We start from the raw sequence: 13406 nt of genomic DNA on the forward strand, positions 1-13406 counted from the left end.
ACCTTCACGTAGGCAGTAATGAATGGTCCCATCAGCCACGGCCACACGGTTCCCTGGTGATACGCGGCGTCGCGCTCTGCCGGACCACCGGTGTAGCGTCCGCGATATTGCGGATCACTAGGCGACAGACTGCGCAGGCCGTAGGGTGTGAGCAGATGCGCGCGAACTTTCTCCACCACCGCCTTCGCGCGATCCGGCGTCAACATGCTGTAGGGCAGGCTGACGGTAAAGATCTGGTTGGGACGGATGGACGAATCTGGAGGCGCGCCGTTGGTCACGTCGAACAGGCAGCCGTCCTTCTCATTCCAGAAAAGGCGGTTGAAACTCCAGCTCGCGACGGTAGCCATTCCGCGATAACGTTTCTGACTGGTCTCGTCTCCCAGTCTGCGCGCGAGATCTTCCATGATGCAGAGTGCGTTGTACCAGAGCGCCTGAATCTCGACCGGCTTGCCACGGCGCGGCGTCACAACCCAGTCGCCGACTTTGGCGTCCATCCAGGTGAGTTGCACGCCGGGCTCGCCCGATGCCAGTAGTCCGCTGGGGTCCACTTTGATCCCATAACGAGTACCGCGAACGTGCCAGCTGATGATGTCTGCAAATACCGGGTAAAGTTCCGCGAGCACAAACTCTTCATCGCCCGTGTACTCAAGAAACGCTCGCGCTGCTTCGAAGAACCACAGAGTCGCGTCGACCGTGTTGTATTCCGGTGTTTCGCCCGCATCAGGAAATCGATTGGGCAACATTCCCTGGTCCACATACTTGGCAAACGTCCGCAGGATACTTCGCGCGATATCGTACTTCTTCGTCGGCAACGTCAGGCCCGGCAGCGCGATCATGGTGTCGCGGCCCCAGTCTCCGAACCAGTGGTAGCCTGCAATCACCGTCTTCTGATCTCCACGGGCGACGATGTACTGGTCGGCAGCGGCAGCCAGAGCCTGCGCGAAATCATCTTCAACTGGCGACGACACGGCGGCGTTGCTGTGCCGCATGATCGCAGCCTGACGGTACTCCGCCACGTTTGCCACGTCGCGTTTTTCCGTCGATGCAATCACCGAAGCCTGCCGTCGCAACTTCAAGTCAAACCGAAGAACGAGGGGATTAAAGAGGTCTTCAGAGAAATCCAGGCCACGTTCCCGTTCTGCGTCGTACTCAAAGTTGCGATACCAATCGCCAGTCTTTCGGAGTTCGACGGCATTGTGCGCCAGATGCAACGAGGGCAGTCCCTGATAAGGCGTTACCGTGGCCAGCCCGGAATTCTCTTCGACCGCCGAGTTGATCGCGCCATTTTCATGCGTCGTGCTGTGGTAGTCACGGAAGGCAACCAGGGGACGAATCTCGAGCGCGAGGTTCCTCGGCGACTCGGGGTGTTCTCGCCCTGCACCATGAAAACGGTCTTCTCGATTTCGATCCCCTCAACCTCATACGTGAAAACGGGGAATGGATCGAGACGGAATTCTTTCAAGTATTGAAAACCCTGGGGGTACACGGTGTGGGGATAACGGTTGGCGGACAAATGAAACATCTGGCCGTCGATGATCAGATTTTCTTCCAATTTGGAAAGCAGCACGAAGCGGCCAACCGGCGGTTTGGTGGCCGCCACCAACAGGCCGTGATAGCGGCGTGTATTCAGGCCGATGATCGTGGAGGAAGCAAAACCGCCCAGACCATTTGTCTCCAGCCACTCGCGGCGAAGGGCTGCATCGAGATCACCGCATGTTTCCTGCTTGAACTGAATCATGACCGCTTCCCTCTCTTGAGACGCTTTCCGGATGTTTCCCGCTCCTTAGAGTTCCGCCACCTGGCAAAAGACTTTGATCGCACCATTCGGCGAGGTCAACTTCTGAAACAACTCACCATAGTTCTCAAGGCCCTTGACCGGGTCGGTCAGAAGTTTGCTCAGCCAGCCCGGATATTCCAACTCCGCTTGCGACAGGTGTCCTACACCGGTCTCGAAGTACTCGCGATTCGCGTTGACCGTTCCGACCATCACCTTGTTGCCGAGCACGAATTCCAGGTTAATGCGATCTGCCGGGATCGAGATCATCTTGTCCCCACCTGTCACGCTCGAGAGTACAAGCACTCCGTTCTTGCCCAGTGCCTGCATGCTGTCGAAAACGACCGACGAACTCCCAGTTCCTTCAAAGATCAAGTCGAAGGGACCGTGTTCCTTCGCGGCTTCGAGCAGGGGCGTGTCCTTGGTGGAAATGTAGCGAGCGCCCAGTTCCTCAATGAGGTCGGCATTCAAGTACGGTTTATCCGTCCGGGCAAACGTAGTGACGTCCAACCCCTTCAGGCGCAGGACCATGGTTGCCAGCAGGCCGATGGTTCCGGCTCCCATGACTGCTGCTTTGCGGGGCTTCCAGACTTTCAGACGCCGCTGAATCTCGTAGGCCTGGTGGATGCCCTTCTCCACCACGGTCGTCGGCTCAAGCAGCACACCGACATGCTTCAGTCCTTTCGGGACCTTCACGATGAATTCTATGTCGTCGACGTAGTATTCGGTCAGGTAGCCATGTCGCAAGTTGATGCCGCGCTCGTAATAGGTGTCATCCGTGGTCATGTCGTTGGTGCCGATCAGGTCATAGATGCTCTTGCCCGGCCGGCGCACGGTCGCCACGACGTAGTCGCCTGGCTTCAGTTCGGTGACATTCGGACCAACCGCTTCCACTTGTCCGAAGCCCTCGTGCCCTATGACGAGGAAATCGTACCCCGGAGGCGCAGCGCCATATTCGGCGGCATTAATCTCTTTGTCGGTGCCGTCCACGCCCACGCGTAGAACCTTCACCAGGACGCCCCGCCCGTTGGAAACCTGATCCAGAGCGGGTTTTGGCAGATCGGCAATGTGGACGCTGTCCGGTTTTCCCGGGAACACACTAATAGCTTTCATTGTTCTCCTCGTTAAATCGCGCTCAGCAGATATTCGAATTCGTCGCGAAGAGTGCTGTCATCCTGGCGGAACGCCAGCATGTTGCAGGCTGGTCCTAAAAATGCATTGCCCTCGTCGGAAGTGGAATGCGGACGATACTCCAGTTCCAGCGGTACTCTCGTCAGCGCAGTTTGCAGGATGCCGTTGCTCATATTCGTCCTCTTCTACTTCTCCTCGATCTCAACCGCGTGCCCATCTGGATCTCGAACGACCAGGGCTTTCGTGAACCCCAGTTGCCTTGTCTGATTCGCAACTATGTCCGAAGAAACAAAACTGACTTTTGCATCGCGGGCCTCGCGGGCAACCGCTTCGCCCTCGTGCGACAGGAGAATTGTTTGCCGATGGACGATGTCGTTTGCGTGTTCGTCTGTGGGGAAAGGCCGGCCGTCGCGCGGAGCCAGGTACTCGAGTAACTCGATCCCCGGCCCCTTCTCGCCACGTAATGCGGTGATCCGAAGATGAGCTCCAAAAACGTTGTTCAGATGTTCCTGCTCAGTCCCGTAGTTCTCGCTCTCGCCTGCGATGTGCATGCCGAGCAGGTCACGGTAAAACTTGAGGCTCGCGTCCGTATCCCCAACCACGATGGCGGTGTGGTCAATACCCAAGAAAACTCTGTCCGTCGGCCGATGCCACTTCGCCAGTCCCTTGTCAGAAGGAAACTGAAGGATTTCCACTGGATGGCCGTCCGGATCCTTGAAGTAAAACGCCGAAATTCCAGCAGCGTTCTTGTTCCATTCCGGAAGGCGCTGGGGCCCGGTCGATGAGTGTTCTACCTTGTTCTGGCGTAGCACGCGATACGCCTTGTCCATATCGCTGACGATGATGGCGATGTGCTGAAACCACCGATCGTTACTGCGTGAATCAACGGGTATCGGACGTCCTTTGGGAGCCACGAACTCGGTCAATTCGATCGACTCGTCGCCCAGTGTCATGCGCACAACTCTCATCCGCACGCCGAACACGCCCACGAGTTGCTCGTAGTCCTCGCCCGCAACTTCGACGTCCAAGATCTTCTGAAACGTGAGCACACGAGAATAGAAGTCCACCGCGCGATCCATGTCGGATACGGTGATGCCGACCGCGTCGACGCCATCGACCAGTGCTGCGCGCTGAGCGAATAGCTGCGGAAGGCCCAGCGTCCAAAACAGCGCCGAAGCGATCACAAATTGACGGGTTCGTACCCAGTAGTTCATCGGAAGACTCCTCTTAACCGTAGCGCCGGCACCTTGCCGGCTGTCGTGGGGACGCCTCGCCTCCACCGTCGAGGGCAGGGTGCTCTCGGGACAGTCGCCGGGGCGGCGCGCAACTCTAGACTTGTGCCAGTGCGGACTGCATGACAGATTGCGACACATCCATCCGCTCCAGCAGGTGATCTCCGACCCGCATCGCATTTGCCATGATCGTCAGCGCCGGATTCACCGCTGCACTCGACGGGAAGAAACTTCCATCGACCACATAAAGGTTGTCAACGTCGTGCGCTTTGCAGTTGACGTCCAGCGCGGAAGCTTTTGGATCATGCCCGAAGCGAATCGTGCCGTTCTGGTGCGCGACGCCGGCCAGCGGAATCTTCTGCCCAAGAAACAGATTGCGCGAAAACAAACCCTGATGGCATTCGTGGCCGTGCATTTCGCAGTTCGTCTGTTTCATCGCCTGCTTGAGTTTGGCCTGAAGGCGATCGTGCGCCTCCAGGTTGTTGGGCGTATAGCTCAGAACGATCTTGCCGTTACGATCGACCGTCACCCGATTGTCCGGATCCGGCAGGTCTTCCGACGTAAGCCAGAAATCGAGCGAATGTTTCGCCATCAATTCAAGCGTGAAATTCGGAGCGATGGCCGGTGCTCCTGCTCGTAACGTCACTGCATCCAGCTTGCCCACGAACGAAATGTGCCCCATCGGATACCGCCAGTCGTCAGAGCCAAAGTAGAAGTCGTTCACGCCCAGCGTCTTCTGAAATATTGTTGGATTGGGACACTTCGAAATCGCCATAATCACCGAATTGGTATGGCCCATGTAGTGGCGTCCGACCGTGTCGGAACGGTTGGCGAGCCCACGTGGATGGCGGTCATTGGCGGAACGCAACAGCAGGGCGGCGGAGTTGATCGCCCCGCAAGACACCACAACCATATCCGCGGAGTAGGTCTCCAAACTGCCGTTGCGCTCCACAAGCACTCCGCTCACTTCTCGGCCTGAGGCGTCGGTGTCCAGGCGCTTTACTTCTGACCGCGTGAGCAGAGTCACATTGGGATACTTGACCGCCTCATCAATGCATACCACTTGCGCATCCGATTTGGCGCCGACCAGGCAGGGAAAGCCGTCGCACGTATTGCAACGAATGCAGTGGCTCTTCTGCGGATTCTTCTCGTCCAGCATGACTCCGACGGGCACGTGAAACGGTTTGAGGCCGGCATGCGCAAAGTCGTCGGCGAGCTGCTGAATGCGAGGCTCATGGCTCACCGCAGGGTACCGATACGGCGCGCTGGCCACGGGCTCGGTGGGATCCTCACCGCGATTGCCATGTACTTGGTAAAGATGCTCCGCCTGTGTGTAGTAGGGCTCCAGTTCGTCGTAGCTGATCGGCCACGCCGGCGAGATGCCGCCGTGGTGACGAAGTTCGCCGAAGTCTTCCTTGCGCAGACGAAACAATGCTGCGCCATAGAACTTCGTATTCCCGCCAACGTAGTAGTTCGTGTGTGGATGAAGGTTCTCGCCGTCCTTGTCGAGCCACGACTCTTTTGTGTTGTAGTGGCCGTCAACGTTCACCAGCTGGGGGTCCCAGTTGGATTTTTCTCTCGGCACGTAGTCGCCACGCTCGAGAATCAGAATTCGTTTGCCGGATGGAGCCAGGTGATACGCCAGCGTCCCACCACCCGCGCCGGTTCCGATAATGATCACGTCGTAGTGATGGTCAGTCATGATGCGAACCCTCCGTTGGCTCCGCAGAAAATACAGCGCTTGTTGTTTTGGTGATGGAGCTTGCAGCACTTCACTCCCGTTCGCCAGTGCCGCCACAGATAGAATTCGGCGGCTGCCAGCATGCCGAGAGGCGGCGCGGTGAGATAGATCCATATCCCGTCCCAGATCATGGGAGGAAGTGCCGAGCCCAACGTTCTCGCCGGATTCATGCTCATTCCCGAGAAAGGCGCTTCTAGCGTGATGTAGGTCGCGACGAGCAGTCCCGCGAAGAGACCTGTATATGGCGCGAGCCGGTGGTGATTCGAAAAGTAAAGAACGGCTGACATCAGTCCGAATGCAATGACAAATTCCGCCGCCAACGCCACCCAGATTCCCTGCGGTCCTGGCACTGTGACCACATAGCGCACGGCCGGATCGGAAACTTCTGTGCCCAGAAACCGAGCGACCAGCACCACTCCCAATACCGCGCCGGTAAATTGAGCCGTCATATAGAAGACTGCGTCCCAGAACTTGATCTTGCCGAGCCGCAGGAAAGTGAACGTCACTGAAGGATTGATATGCGCTCCCGATTGTTTGCCCCACGGCGAATAGATGATCGAGATGGCGGTTAGCCCCATCGACAATCCCATCAGCACACGCCGCAGAAAACCGGAATGGATTGCCTGATGGACTGGGGACTGAGGAAACTCGTACAGCGCTCCGAAGACACACGCAGACACCATGAAGGCACCGAGCAAACCTGCTTCCATCAGATACTCTGGCCAATGACTAAGCAGTGAAGCGAGTGCGCCCCGTGCAGGCGCGGAAAGCGATACCGCCATCGGCGGTTCGGGCGCCAGCGCCAGGTTTGACGCGTCCGCCACCAGGTTGTGCTCGATGCCGTTCATGGGCGGTGTGATTCACCGACTTCAGGAAAGTGACACGGAGTGTTCTAAAGAGGGAAGAAACTACTGCGTTCGCATCAGCCGCACATACAAGCGTTGGCTGAACCCGGGCGGCAGGTCGATGGCGTTCTTGTCGCTCAGCAGCCGAACCACATTGCGAGCGCCGTCATAAACAGCCGTGCAGTGCTCGCAGTTCTTGAGATGGAGAGCGATGTCGGCTCGCAACTCTGGCGTGAGATCGCCTTCCATCCAATTCACCAGTTCGCGGCGAACCAGGTAGCAATCGACTTCAATCGGTTGACTTTGGCCCACAAATATTCCAGCCGATTGGATGCCGTAGCCCCCTCAAAGTGACATGCCGCGTTCGGCACGGGCTGATCAGCAAACACTGTAACCTCCGCGACGTTTCCGAATCCCACTGCCCGTGAGCAGACACCCAGCACCGCCGATGAACTGCAGGCAGAACCTGAGTTCGCGAATCGTTAACGATTCCTCTGATTGCTGCGTGCGCGCTCACACAAATCCCAATTCAAGAAGGAATCAAAACGAAATGACCAAGAGAATTCAATCTTCGCTTTTCGCAATCCTGGCGATGACCATGCTGCTCGCTGTCTCGGCCGCCGCTCAAACTCACACTTCGAACCAGTTCCAGGGCCCGAAGGCTAACAAGGGAACAGTCACGCACAGCAACCGCGATGGCAAGAGCGTCCTTACGCTGTCCGACGACTTCGTTGTTCCAGACACACCCGATCCGCACTGGCAGCTGGTCGATTCCGACGGCAACACTTACCTCGTCGACAAACTCAAGAAGAAAGCCTTCATCGGCGACAAGTATCAAAAGGAAATCGTCGTGCCGAGCTACGTGAAGAACGTGTCCAAGGTCGTGATCTATTGTGCGTGGGCCGAGGCCAACCTCGGGGAAGCCAGCTTCAGTTCCCCGGTGAAGTGAGACAACTGTCAACCGAGAGGGCGTGACCCGATTCGAACCTGGACGGCTCGCCCCTCGTCGCCAAGAAAGAAGGATCAACATGAACAAGCATGACTCGATTCGCTGTTTCGGAATTGCCGCACTCATCCTTTGCGTCGGAAGCGCCGTCAACGCACAGACTGTTGCGAAACAAACATTAACTCTGCAAGGCGCCGAACGTGTGATTGCAGCCGCCAAAGCGGAAGCACAAAGGCTTCAAGCGCCGGGCGGAGTGATCGCGGTCGTCGATGACGGCGGAAACCTGATGGCCCTCGAGCGTCTGGATGGAACCTTCGCCGCCGGCGCCAACATTTCGATTGGAAAGGCGCGCACTGCGGTTCTGTTCAAGAAGCCCACGCGATTTTTCGAGGAACTCATCAACTCCAGCGGCAAAGGCCGCACCGTGATGACCGCCTTAAACGATTTCACGCCCTTAATTGGCGGCATTCCCATCTCCGTCGACGGACAGATTGTCGGCGGCGTCGGTGTCAGTGGAGCAGCCAGTGCCGCACAGGACGAGGAACTAGCCATCGCAGGATCGAAGGCGTTCGAAACCGGAATGACATCGATGAATGATCCTGCCCCGCCGGTCTCGTACTGGGACAATGCCAAAGTTGAAGAAGCGTTCGCCAAAGGGGCGGTACTGTTCAGTGCCAGCGACGGCCGCAACTACATGGTCCACGCCAGCCGTCGCGAGAAGCCCGGCCTGGCCGAAGTTCACAGCAAAGATGCCGACGTGATCTACGTGTTGCAGGGTACCGCAACCTTCATCACGGGAGGCGGAGCCGTCGACACCAAGACCATCGCTCCCGATGAACTTCGCGGCACCAGTATCAAAGGCGGCGAAACGAGAAAGATATCTAAGGGCGACGTGATCATCGTGCCCCGTGGAGTCGCACACCAGTTCGCCGAAGTCACCAACCCATTCCTCTATTACGTCGTAAAAGTTCGTTGAGCGAAAAGAGAACAACATGCCGTCAAAAACGTTGTCGCGATTTCTAGTGCCAACTGCGCTCGTGCTCCTGCTTCAGGCCGCGCCGCTGCTCGGCCAGGTCGTGCAAGACCCGCCCTCCGGACGTCCCGACGCGATCGTCGACCTGGCCTCGCGCGAAGGCGTGGAACTGATCAAAGGTCAGTGGCGCTATCACGGCGTGAATATCGTGGATGCGGACTCCCGCGCTGTCGGTCCCGATCTAAAGCCGAGCGGCGCCCCGATCAAGACCTACGACTACACTCCGCACGCCGGCCCTGCTGACTTCGACGACTCGCAGTGGGAAAAAATCGATCCGATCACGCTCGACCAACGGCGGTCGACGGCCAAAGTCTGCTTCAACTGGTATCGCATCAACGTCACGATCCCGGAAAAGGTCGGCAACGTCAGCACGGCGGGTTCTACTGTCGTTTTTGAAATTGTCATCGACGACTACGCCGAAGTCTGGGTGAGCGGGAATATGCCGCGCGTCCTCGGACAACTCGGCGGTCCTGTGATCAAAGGCTTCAATGCTCCGAACCGCGTGATCCTCACTCGCAATGCCCAACCTGGCCAGCAAATTCAACTGGCCGTCTTTGGCATCAACGGGCCGATTTCTTTCAGCCCGCAGAATTTCATCTGGATCAAGTCCGCCACGCTGGATTTCTACAAATCACCCAAGGTGGTGGTGAGCGAAACGGCGCCGCAGATCATCCGCAAAGATCCCGCATTCGATGAAATCCTTCCCGCTGATGCAAAGATCGAGAAGCTCGCCGGCGGATTTCTCTTCACCGAGGGCCCAATCTGGGTTCCTCGAGCTGACGACACAGACGGCTATCTTCTCTTCAGCGATCCGAACAACAACCTCATCTATCGATGGACGCAAGACGGCCAGCTCTCTATCTTCATGACCAAGAGCGGCTACCGCGGCATGGATATCGGCGAATACGGACAGCCCGGCTCGAATGGCCTCACGCTCGACAAGCAAGGACGGCTCACCATTAACCAGCATGGCAATCGCCGCGTGGTTCGCATGGAGAAGAACGGGCAACTCACAGTTCTGGCTGATCACTATCAGGGAAAGCGCCTGAACAGCCCGAATGACCTCGTCTACAAGTCGGACGGCGCGCTCTACTTCACCGATCCGCCCTTCGGGCTCCCGAAGTCCTTCGACGATCCCCGCAAGGAATTGCCTTTTAGCGGCGTTTACCGGGTGTCGCCCGACGGCAAGGACATCACACTCCTTACCACCGACCTTACCGGCCCCAACGGCCTGGCATTTTCTCCCGACGAAAAATACCTTTACGTCGACGACTGGGCCACCGCTAAGAAAATCATCATGCGCTACGAAATCAACGCCGACGGCACAATAGCGAACGGGAAGGTCTTCTTTGACATGACCGCCGCGGAAGGCGAAGACGCCCTCGACGGACTGAAGGTAGATCAGAAAGGAAATATCTACGCATCCGGTCCAGGCGGGCTCTGGATCATTTCTCCGGAAGGCAAACACCTCGGCACGATCATCGGACCCGAGCATGCTCACAACTTCGCGTGGGGCGACGACGACAGCAAGACTCTTTACCTTTGTGCCAAGACTGGCCTTTACCGCGTCCGGTTGAACATCGCAGGAATACGCCCGTGAGAAGGCCTTACAGTTTGAGTTTTTGCAGAAGGGTCATGAAGCGGGGCTCGGTCCGCAGACTTTGCCACTCGGTGAGTACGCCGACCCACACGATCCACGGGTCTTTTTCCTGATAGGCCCGTTCGAGCCAGTCAAGGGCCTCGCTTTTCTTTCCCATTGCGGTGTAGATCAGCGCAACACTGTAGGGAGAAACGCGTCCTGCAACCGCGCCAGTCCGCAGCTTGTCGACGGTGGTCTGCGCTCCGGCAGTGTCTCCGGAAAGCGCCTGCACCGATCCCATGATTTCCAGCACTCGAGTCGGCTCGCCGCCTAGAGCTTCCGCCTTGCGAACCTCCGCCAGCGCTTTGTCAAATTGCCGCGTCCGCATGTATGCGACCGCCAGACTCAGGTGGCCGGCGGGAAAATTAGGCAGGAGTTCCGTTGCGCGCTGAAACTCGGCAATGGCGGCTTCCGGTTTGTGCTGCGATAGGAGCATCCATCCCAGATCGTCGTGCAGCCACCCTGACACGGGATCCAGTTGCTGTGCCGCCCGATTCTCTGCCTGCGCTTCGTCGAGCCGTCCTCTCAGGTGCAAGAACGAGGAGTAAAACTCGTGTGCAACCTGGTTGTTCGGGTTGAGAACCAGCGCCTTGCGGAAAAGCTCTTCTGCCTTGCCCCAATCCCAATCGTAGTAGTAACCAGCGAAAGCCAGCGACCCGTAAGCATCCGACAGATCCGGCGCCAACTCCAATGCCCTGGCGGCGGCCGCCTTGCCCTTGGGAAAGGCCTCCTCGGGAGGTTCAAACCCATAGCCTCCCAGGACGTTATACGCGTCCGCCATGCCGACATAAGCAGCTGCGTAGTTCGGATCCAATGCAAGAGCGCGTTGATACTCAGCCACGGATTGTCGCAGGCTTGAGTGCGTCTCCTCATACCAGAGGAACCGCCCTTTGAGGTAAGCCTGGTAGGCCGCTGCGTTTTGCGTAGTTGCCTCGCGCATCTTTTTTTCGGTCGCGGGCTGGAACTCCATGGAGAGAGCACTCGCGACTTTTTGTGCCAGATCCTTCTGCAAGGAAAGAATCTCCCCCATGTCGGGTTCGTAGGTCTCGACCCAAAGCTGGTCCTGATCCGACACCTTAATGAGAGCCGCGGTGATGCGAAAGTGTCCTGCCCCCTGCCGTACCGCGCCGTTTAGGATGTAGTCGACGTGCAGTTCGCGTCCGATCTGGTCGATGGACTTGTGTGTGTTCGAGTACTGGACGGCGGAACTCCGCGCGATCACTCCCAGATGCGAAGCATCGAGCCGTCCAAGTTGTGAAATCAGCTCGTCGTGCAGTCCGGCCACAAAATATTCGTTATGTGGATCGCCTGTAAGGTCGTCGAATGGCAGAACCGCCAGCATCGGTCTGCGATGTGAGGTTCCTAACCGGTCTCCAAGGGGCCACAGCCATAGAGCGAAGGACACGAGCAAGACGGCGCCGCCCGCAATTGTGATCCAGATACTCGGACGCAACCGGATGGCCTTGCCTTCCTCCTTCGTTGGAACAGCCGTCGCTAGCTTGGGGAAGGCGGCCTCGGACACCGCCGAAAGCGGCGCCTCGGGACCAGGAGTTGTGGGGGAGAATTCCGGTGGCACTTCCAGGCTGACGGGCGCCAGAAATCTGTACCCGCGTCTCGGCAAGGTCTCAATGAAGCGGGGCGTGGCCGCCGAGTCGCCCAAGGTATCGCGCAATTTGTTAATGCTGATGTTCAGGCTGTGATCGAAGTCAACGAAGGTGTCGTCATCCCAGACCCGCTTGCGCAATTCCTCGCGGGTAATGATCTCGCCCGGACGTTCCAGCAGGACCGCCAGAACCTGAAGGGGCTGCCCCTGAATCTTCACCCGGATTCCACGCTTGAAAAGCTCTTCCGACACGAGGTCGAGTTCGAAAACTCCAAAGCGCAACCGACGTCGAGCGTGAGGAACGGGGTCCAAGTGCCCAAGAGTCTACCATGCAAGGGCCCTGTAAGTCGGAGATATATCCCGCTAACTATCTGATTAATCTAGTGATATCTGGAGACACTTTCTAGACCACCATTAGACGTTTCGTGAATTGAATCGGCTAGTCCCATTGCCTAGACTGCGGGGCATCGCAGGAGAGCTTGAAAATTTTGGAGGGCACTCCATGTCAACGTTTCCGATTCACGAACCTCTACTGAATGTTGAGTTTTCGTTCCGCGCCACCGCCCCGTCGAGGGACCTTCCGTCTCTGGACGACGAGAACTCCTTGATCGAGCGAGTCCTTGAAGGCGACCATGATCTCTTCCACCAACTTCTCAAGCCCTATGAGCGCCTGATCTACTTGTCGGCATTTTCCATCCTCAGGATGGAGGCCGACGCAGACGATGTAGCTCAGGAGGCGATCCTCAAGGCCTTCAAGAACCTGGCCTCGTTCCGCCGTGAATCCAGGTTCAGCACCTGGCTCACCCAGATCACCATCAACGAAGCCCGGATGAAGCTGCGTAAGGATCGCCGACATCTTTATGAATCTCTGGACGAGGGGCAAAGGACGGACGAAGGCGACTACGTCCCCACCGATTTTGCCGATTGGCGTGAAATACCATCGGAGGCTCTGGAGCAGAAGGAACTTCGCAAGGTCCTCACCGATGCGGTCGCGGCACTGCCGGATAACTATCGCGCGGTACTGATGCTGCGCGACGTGCAGCACCTCAGCATCCGGGAAACAGCTAAGGCGCTTTCTCTGTCGGAAGCGAACGTCAAGACCAGACTTCTTCGCGCCCGCCTCCAGTTGCGCGACGCACTGGGGGGACTTGGAATGGCGTGGTCCGGCACGAGACAATCAGCAACGCCGAGAACCTTTTGAACGATGGTGAAAGCGGTGACCGGCCGAGAAAGATGGCTAGAATCGCCAAAAAAGATACTCGCTCGATTTTCGAGGCAACGCGTGGCAAAGAGAGAACTGAGAGATGGGTATAACACCGGCCATGTAGATCGTGTTCTGTCCCCCGTCGGAAGGAACCGCTATCGGGACTGTGGCAGGAGCTTTCAAATTAAGTCTCGCGAAGAGGAAAAACAATACCCCTCTAGCCTAAACGTGGCGCACCGCCCGAGCGGGTTCCAGTAA

12 protein-coding genes and 1 pseudogene are annotated in these 13406 nt (G+C 57.6%); 4 read left to right on the forward strand and 9 right to left on the reverse strand.

What is annotated here, in order from left to right; translation table 11 throughout:
- From HY010_03510 to HY010_03545, 8 genes and pseudogenes are all read right to left on the reverse strand, one after another.
- On the reverse strand, window positions 1-1334 hold a 1334-nt coding region (locus HY010_03510), incomplete at its 3' end, for a glycogen debranching enzyme N-terminal domain-containing protein (GenBank protein ID MBI3474773.1).
- A gap of 29 nt (window positions 1335-1363) precedes the next feature.
- Window positions 1364-1738 (reverse strand): annotated as a pseudogene (locus HY010_03515) (glycogen debranching enzyme N-terminal domain-containing protein).
- Window positions 1739-1783: 45 nt separating this feature from the next.
- Window positions 1784-2887: a glucose 1-dehydrogenase gene (locus HY010_03520; GenBank protein ID MBI3474774.1), complete on the reverse strand. Its 1104-nt coding sequence runs from the start codon at window positions 2885-2887 to the stop codon at window positions 1784-1786.
- 11 nt (window positions 2888-2898) lie between these two features.
- Complete coding sequence (locus tag HY010_03525) at window positions 2899-3078, reverse strand: hypothetical protein (GenBank protein MBI3474775.1); 180 nt, start codon at window positions 3076-3078, stop codon at window positions 2899-2901.
- Between the two features lie 12 nt (window positions 3079-3090).
- Window positions 3091-4119 carry a VOC family protein gene (locus tag HY010_03530; protein ID MBI3474776.1) on the reverse strand — a complete coding sequence of 343 codons (1029 nt, stop codon included), beginning with the start codon at window positions 4117-4119 and terminating at the stop codon, window positions 3091-3093.
- Between the two features lie 115 nt (window positions 4120-4234).
- A complete protein-coding gene (locus tag HY010_03535; GenBank protein ID MBI3474777.1) occupies window positions 4235-5839 on the reverse strand; it encodes a GMC family oxidoreductase in 1605 nt (534 codons plus the stop codon).
- Window positions 5836-6588: an aquaporin gene (locus tag HY010_03540; protein ID MBI3474778.1), complete on the reverse strand. Its 753-nt coding sequence runs from the start codon at window positions 6586-6588 to the stop codon at window positions 5836-5838. The genes HY010_03535 and HY010_03540 overlap by 4 nt, the downstream gene beginning before the upstream one ends.
- 198 nt (window positions 6589-6786) lie before the next feature.
- Entirely contained in the window at window positions 6787-7035 is a 249-nt protein-coding gene (locus HY010_03545; GenBank protein ID MBI3474779.1) for a zf-HC2 domain-containing protein, read from the reverse strand.
- A 238-nt stretch (window positions 7036-7273) separates the two neighbouring features.
- Between HY010_03545 and HY010_03550 the strand changes: the two genes are divergently transcribed.
- From HY010_03550 to HY010_03560, 3 genes are all read left to right on the forward strand, one after another.
- On the forward strand, window positions 7274-7672 hold the full coding sequence (locus HY010_03550; protein MBI3474780.1) for a hypothetical protein: 399 nt from the start codon (window positions 7274-7276) through the stop codon (window positions 7670-7672).
- A gap of 79 nt (window positions 7673-7751) precedes the next feature.
- Window positions 7752-8645: a heme-binding protein gene (locus HY010_03555; protein ID MBI3474781.1), complete on the forward strand. Its 894-nt coding sequence runs from the start codon at window positions 7752-7754 to the stop codon at window positions 8643-8645.
- 16 nt (window positions 8646-8661) lie between these two features.
- Window positions 8662-10302, forward strand: a complete 1641-nt coding sequence (locus HY010_03560) for an SMP-30/gluconolactonase/LRE family protein (GenBank protein ID MBI3474782.1) — start codon at window positions 8662-8664, stop codon at window positions 10300-10302.
- Window positions 10303-10309: 7 nt separating this feature from the next.
- Here the strand turns inward: HY010_03560 and HY010_03565 are convergent, their stop codons facing one another.
- Window positions 10310-12256, reverse strand: coding sequence for a winged helix-turn-helix domain-containing protein (locus HY010_03565; protein MBI3474783.1), 1947 nt, complete (start codon window positions 12254-12256; stop codon window positions 10310-10312).
- A 190-nt stretch (window positions 12257-12446) separates the two neighbouring features.
- On the opposite strand from HY010_03565, the gene HY010_03570 reads away from it, so the two are divergent.
- Entirely contained in the window at window positions 12447-13145 is a 699-nt protein-coding gene (locus HY010_03570) for a sigma-70 family RNA polymerase sigma factor (protein ID MBI3474784.1), read from the forward strand.
- Window positions 13146-13406: the final 261 nt, after the last annotated feature.

The organism is Acidobacteriota bacterium, from assembly GCA_016196065.1.
Classification (GTDB): domain Bacteria; phylum Acidobacteriota; class Terriglobia; order Terriglobales; family Acidobacteriaceae; genus Acidiflorens.

Excerpts from the sequence above, each read along its gene's own strand:
- HY010_03520 (MBI3474774.1), bottom strand. The coding sequence starts at position 2,887 with ATGAAAGCTATTAGTGTGTTCCCGGGAAAACCGGACAGCGTCCACATT.
- HY010_03525 (MBI3474775.1), bottom strand. The coding sequence starts at position 3,078 with ATGAGCAACGGCATCCTGCAAACTGCGCTGACGAGAGTACCGCTGGAA.
- HY010_03530 (MBI3474776.1), bottom strand. The coding sequence starts at position 4,119 with ATGAACTACTGGGTACGAACCCGTCAATTTGTGATCGCTTCGGCGCTG.
- HY010_03535 (MBI3474777.1), bottom strand. The coding sequence starts at position 5,839 with ATGACTGACCATCACTACGACGTGATCATTATCGGAACCGGCGCGGGT.
- HY010_03540 (MBI3474778.1), bottom strand. The coding sequence starts at position 6,588 with ATGGAAGCAGGTTTGCTCGGTGCCTTCATGGTGTCTGCGTGTGTCTTC.
- HY010_03550 (MBI3474780.1), top strand. The coding sequence starts at position 7,274 with ATGACCAAGAGAATTCAATCTTCGCTTTTCGCAATCCTGGCGATGACC.
- HY010_03555 (MBI3474781.1), top strand. The coding sequence starts at position 7,752 with ATGAACAAGCATGACTCGATTCGCTGTTTCGGAATTGCCGCACTCATC.
- HY010_03560 (MBI3474782.1), top strand. The coding sequence starts at position 8,662 with ATGCCGTCAAAAACGTTGTCGCGATTTCTAGTGCCAACTGCGCTCGTG.
- HY010_03570 (MBI3474784.1), top strand. The coding sequence starts at position 12,447 with ATGTCAACGTTTCCGATTCACGAACCTCTACTGAATGTTGAGTTTTCG.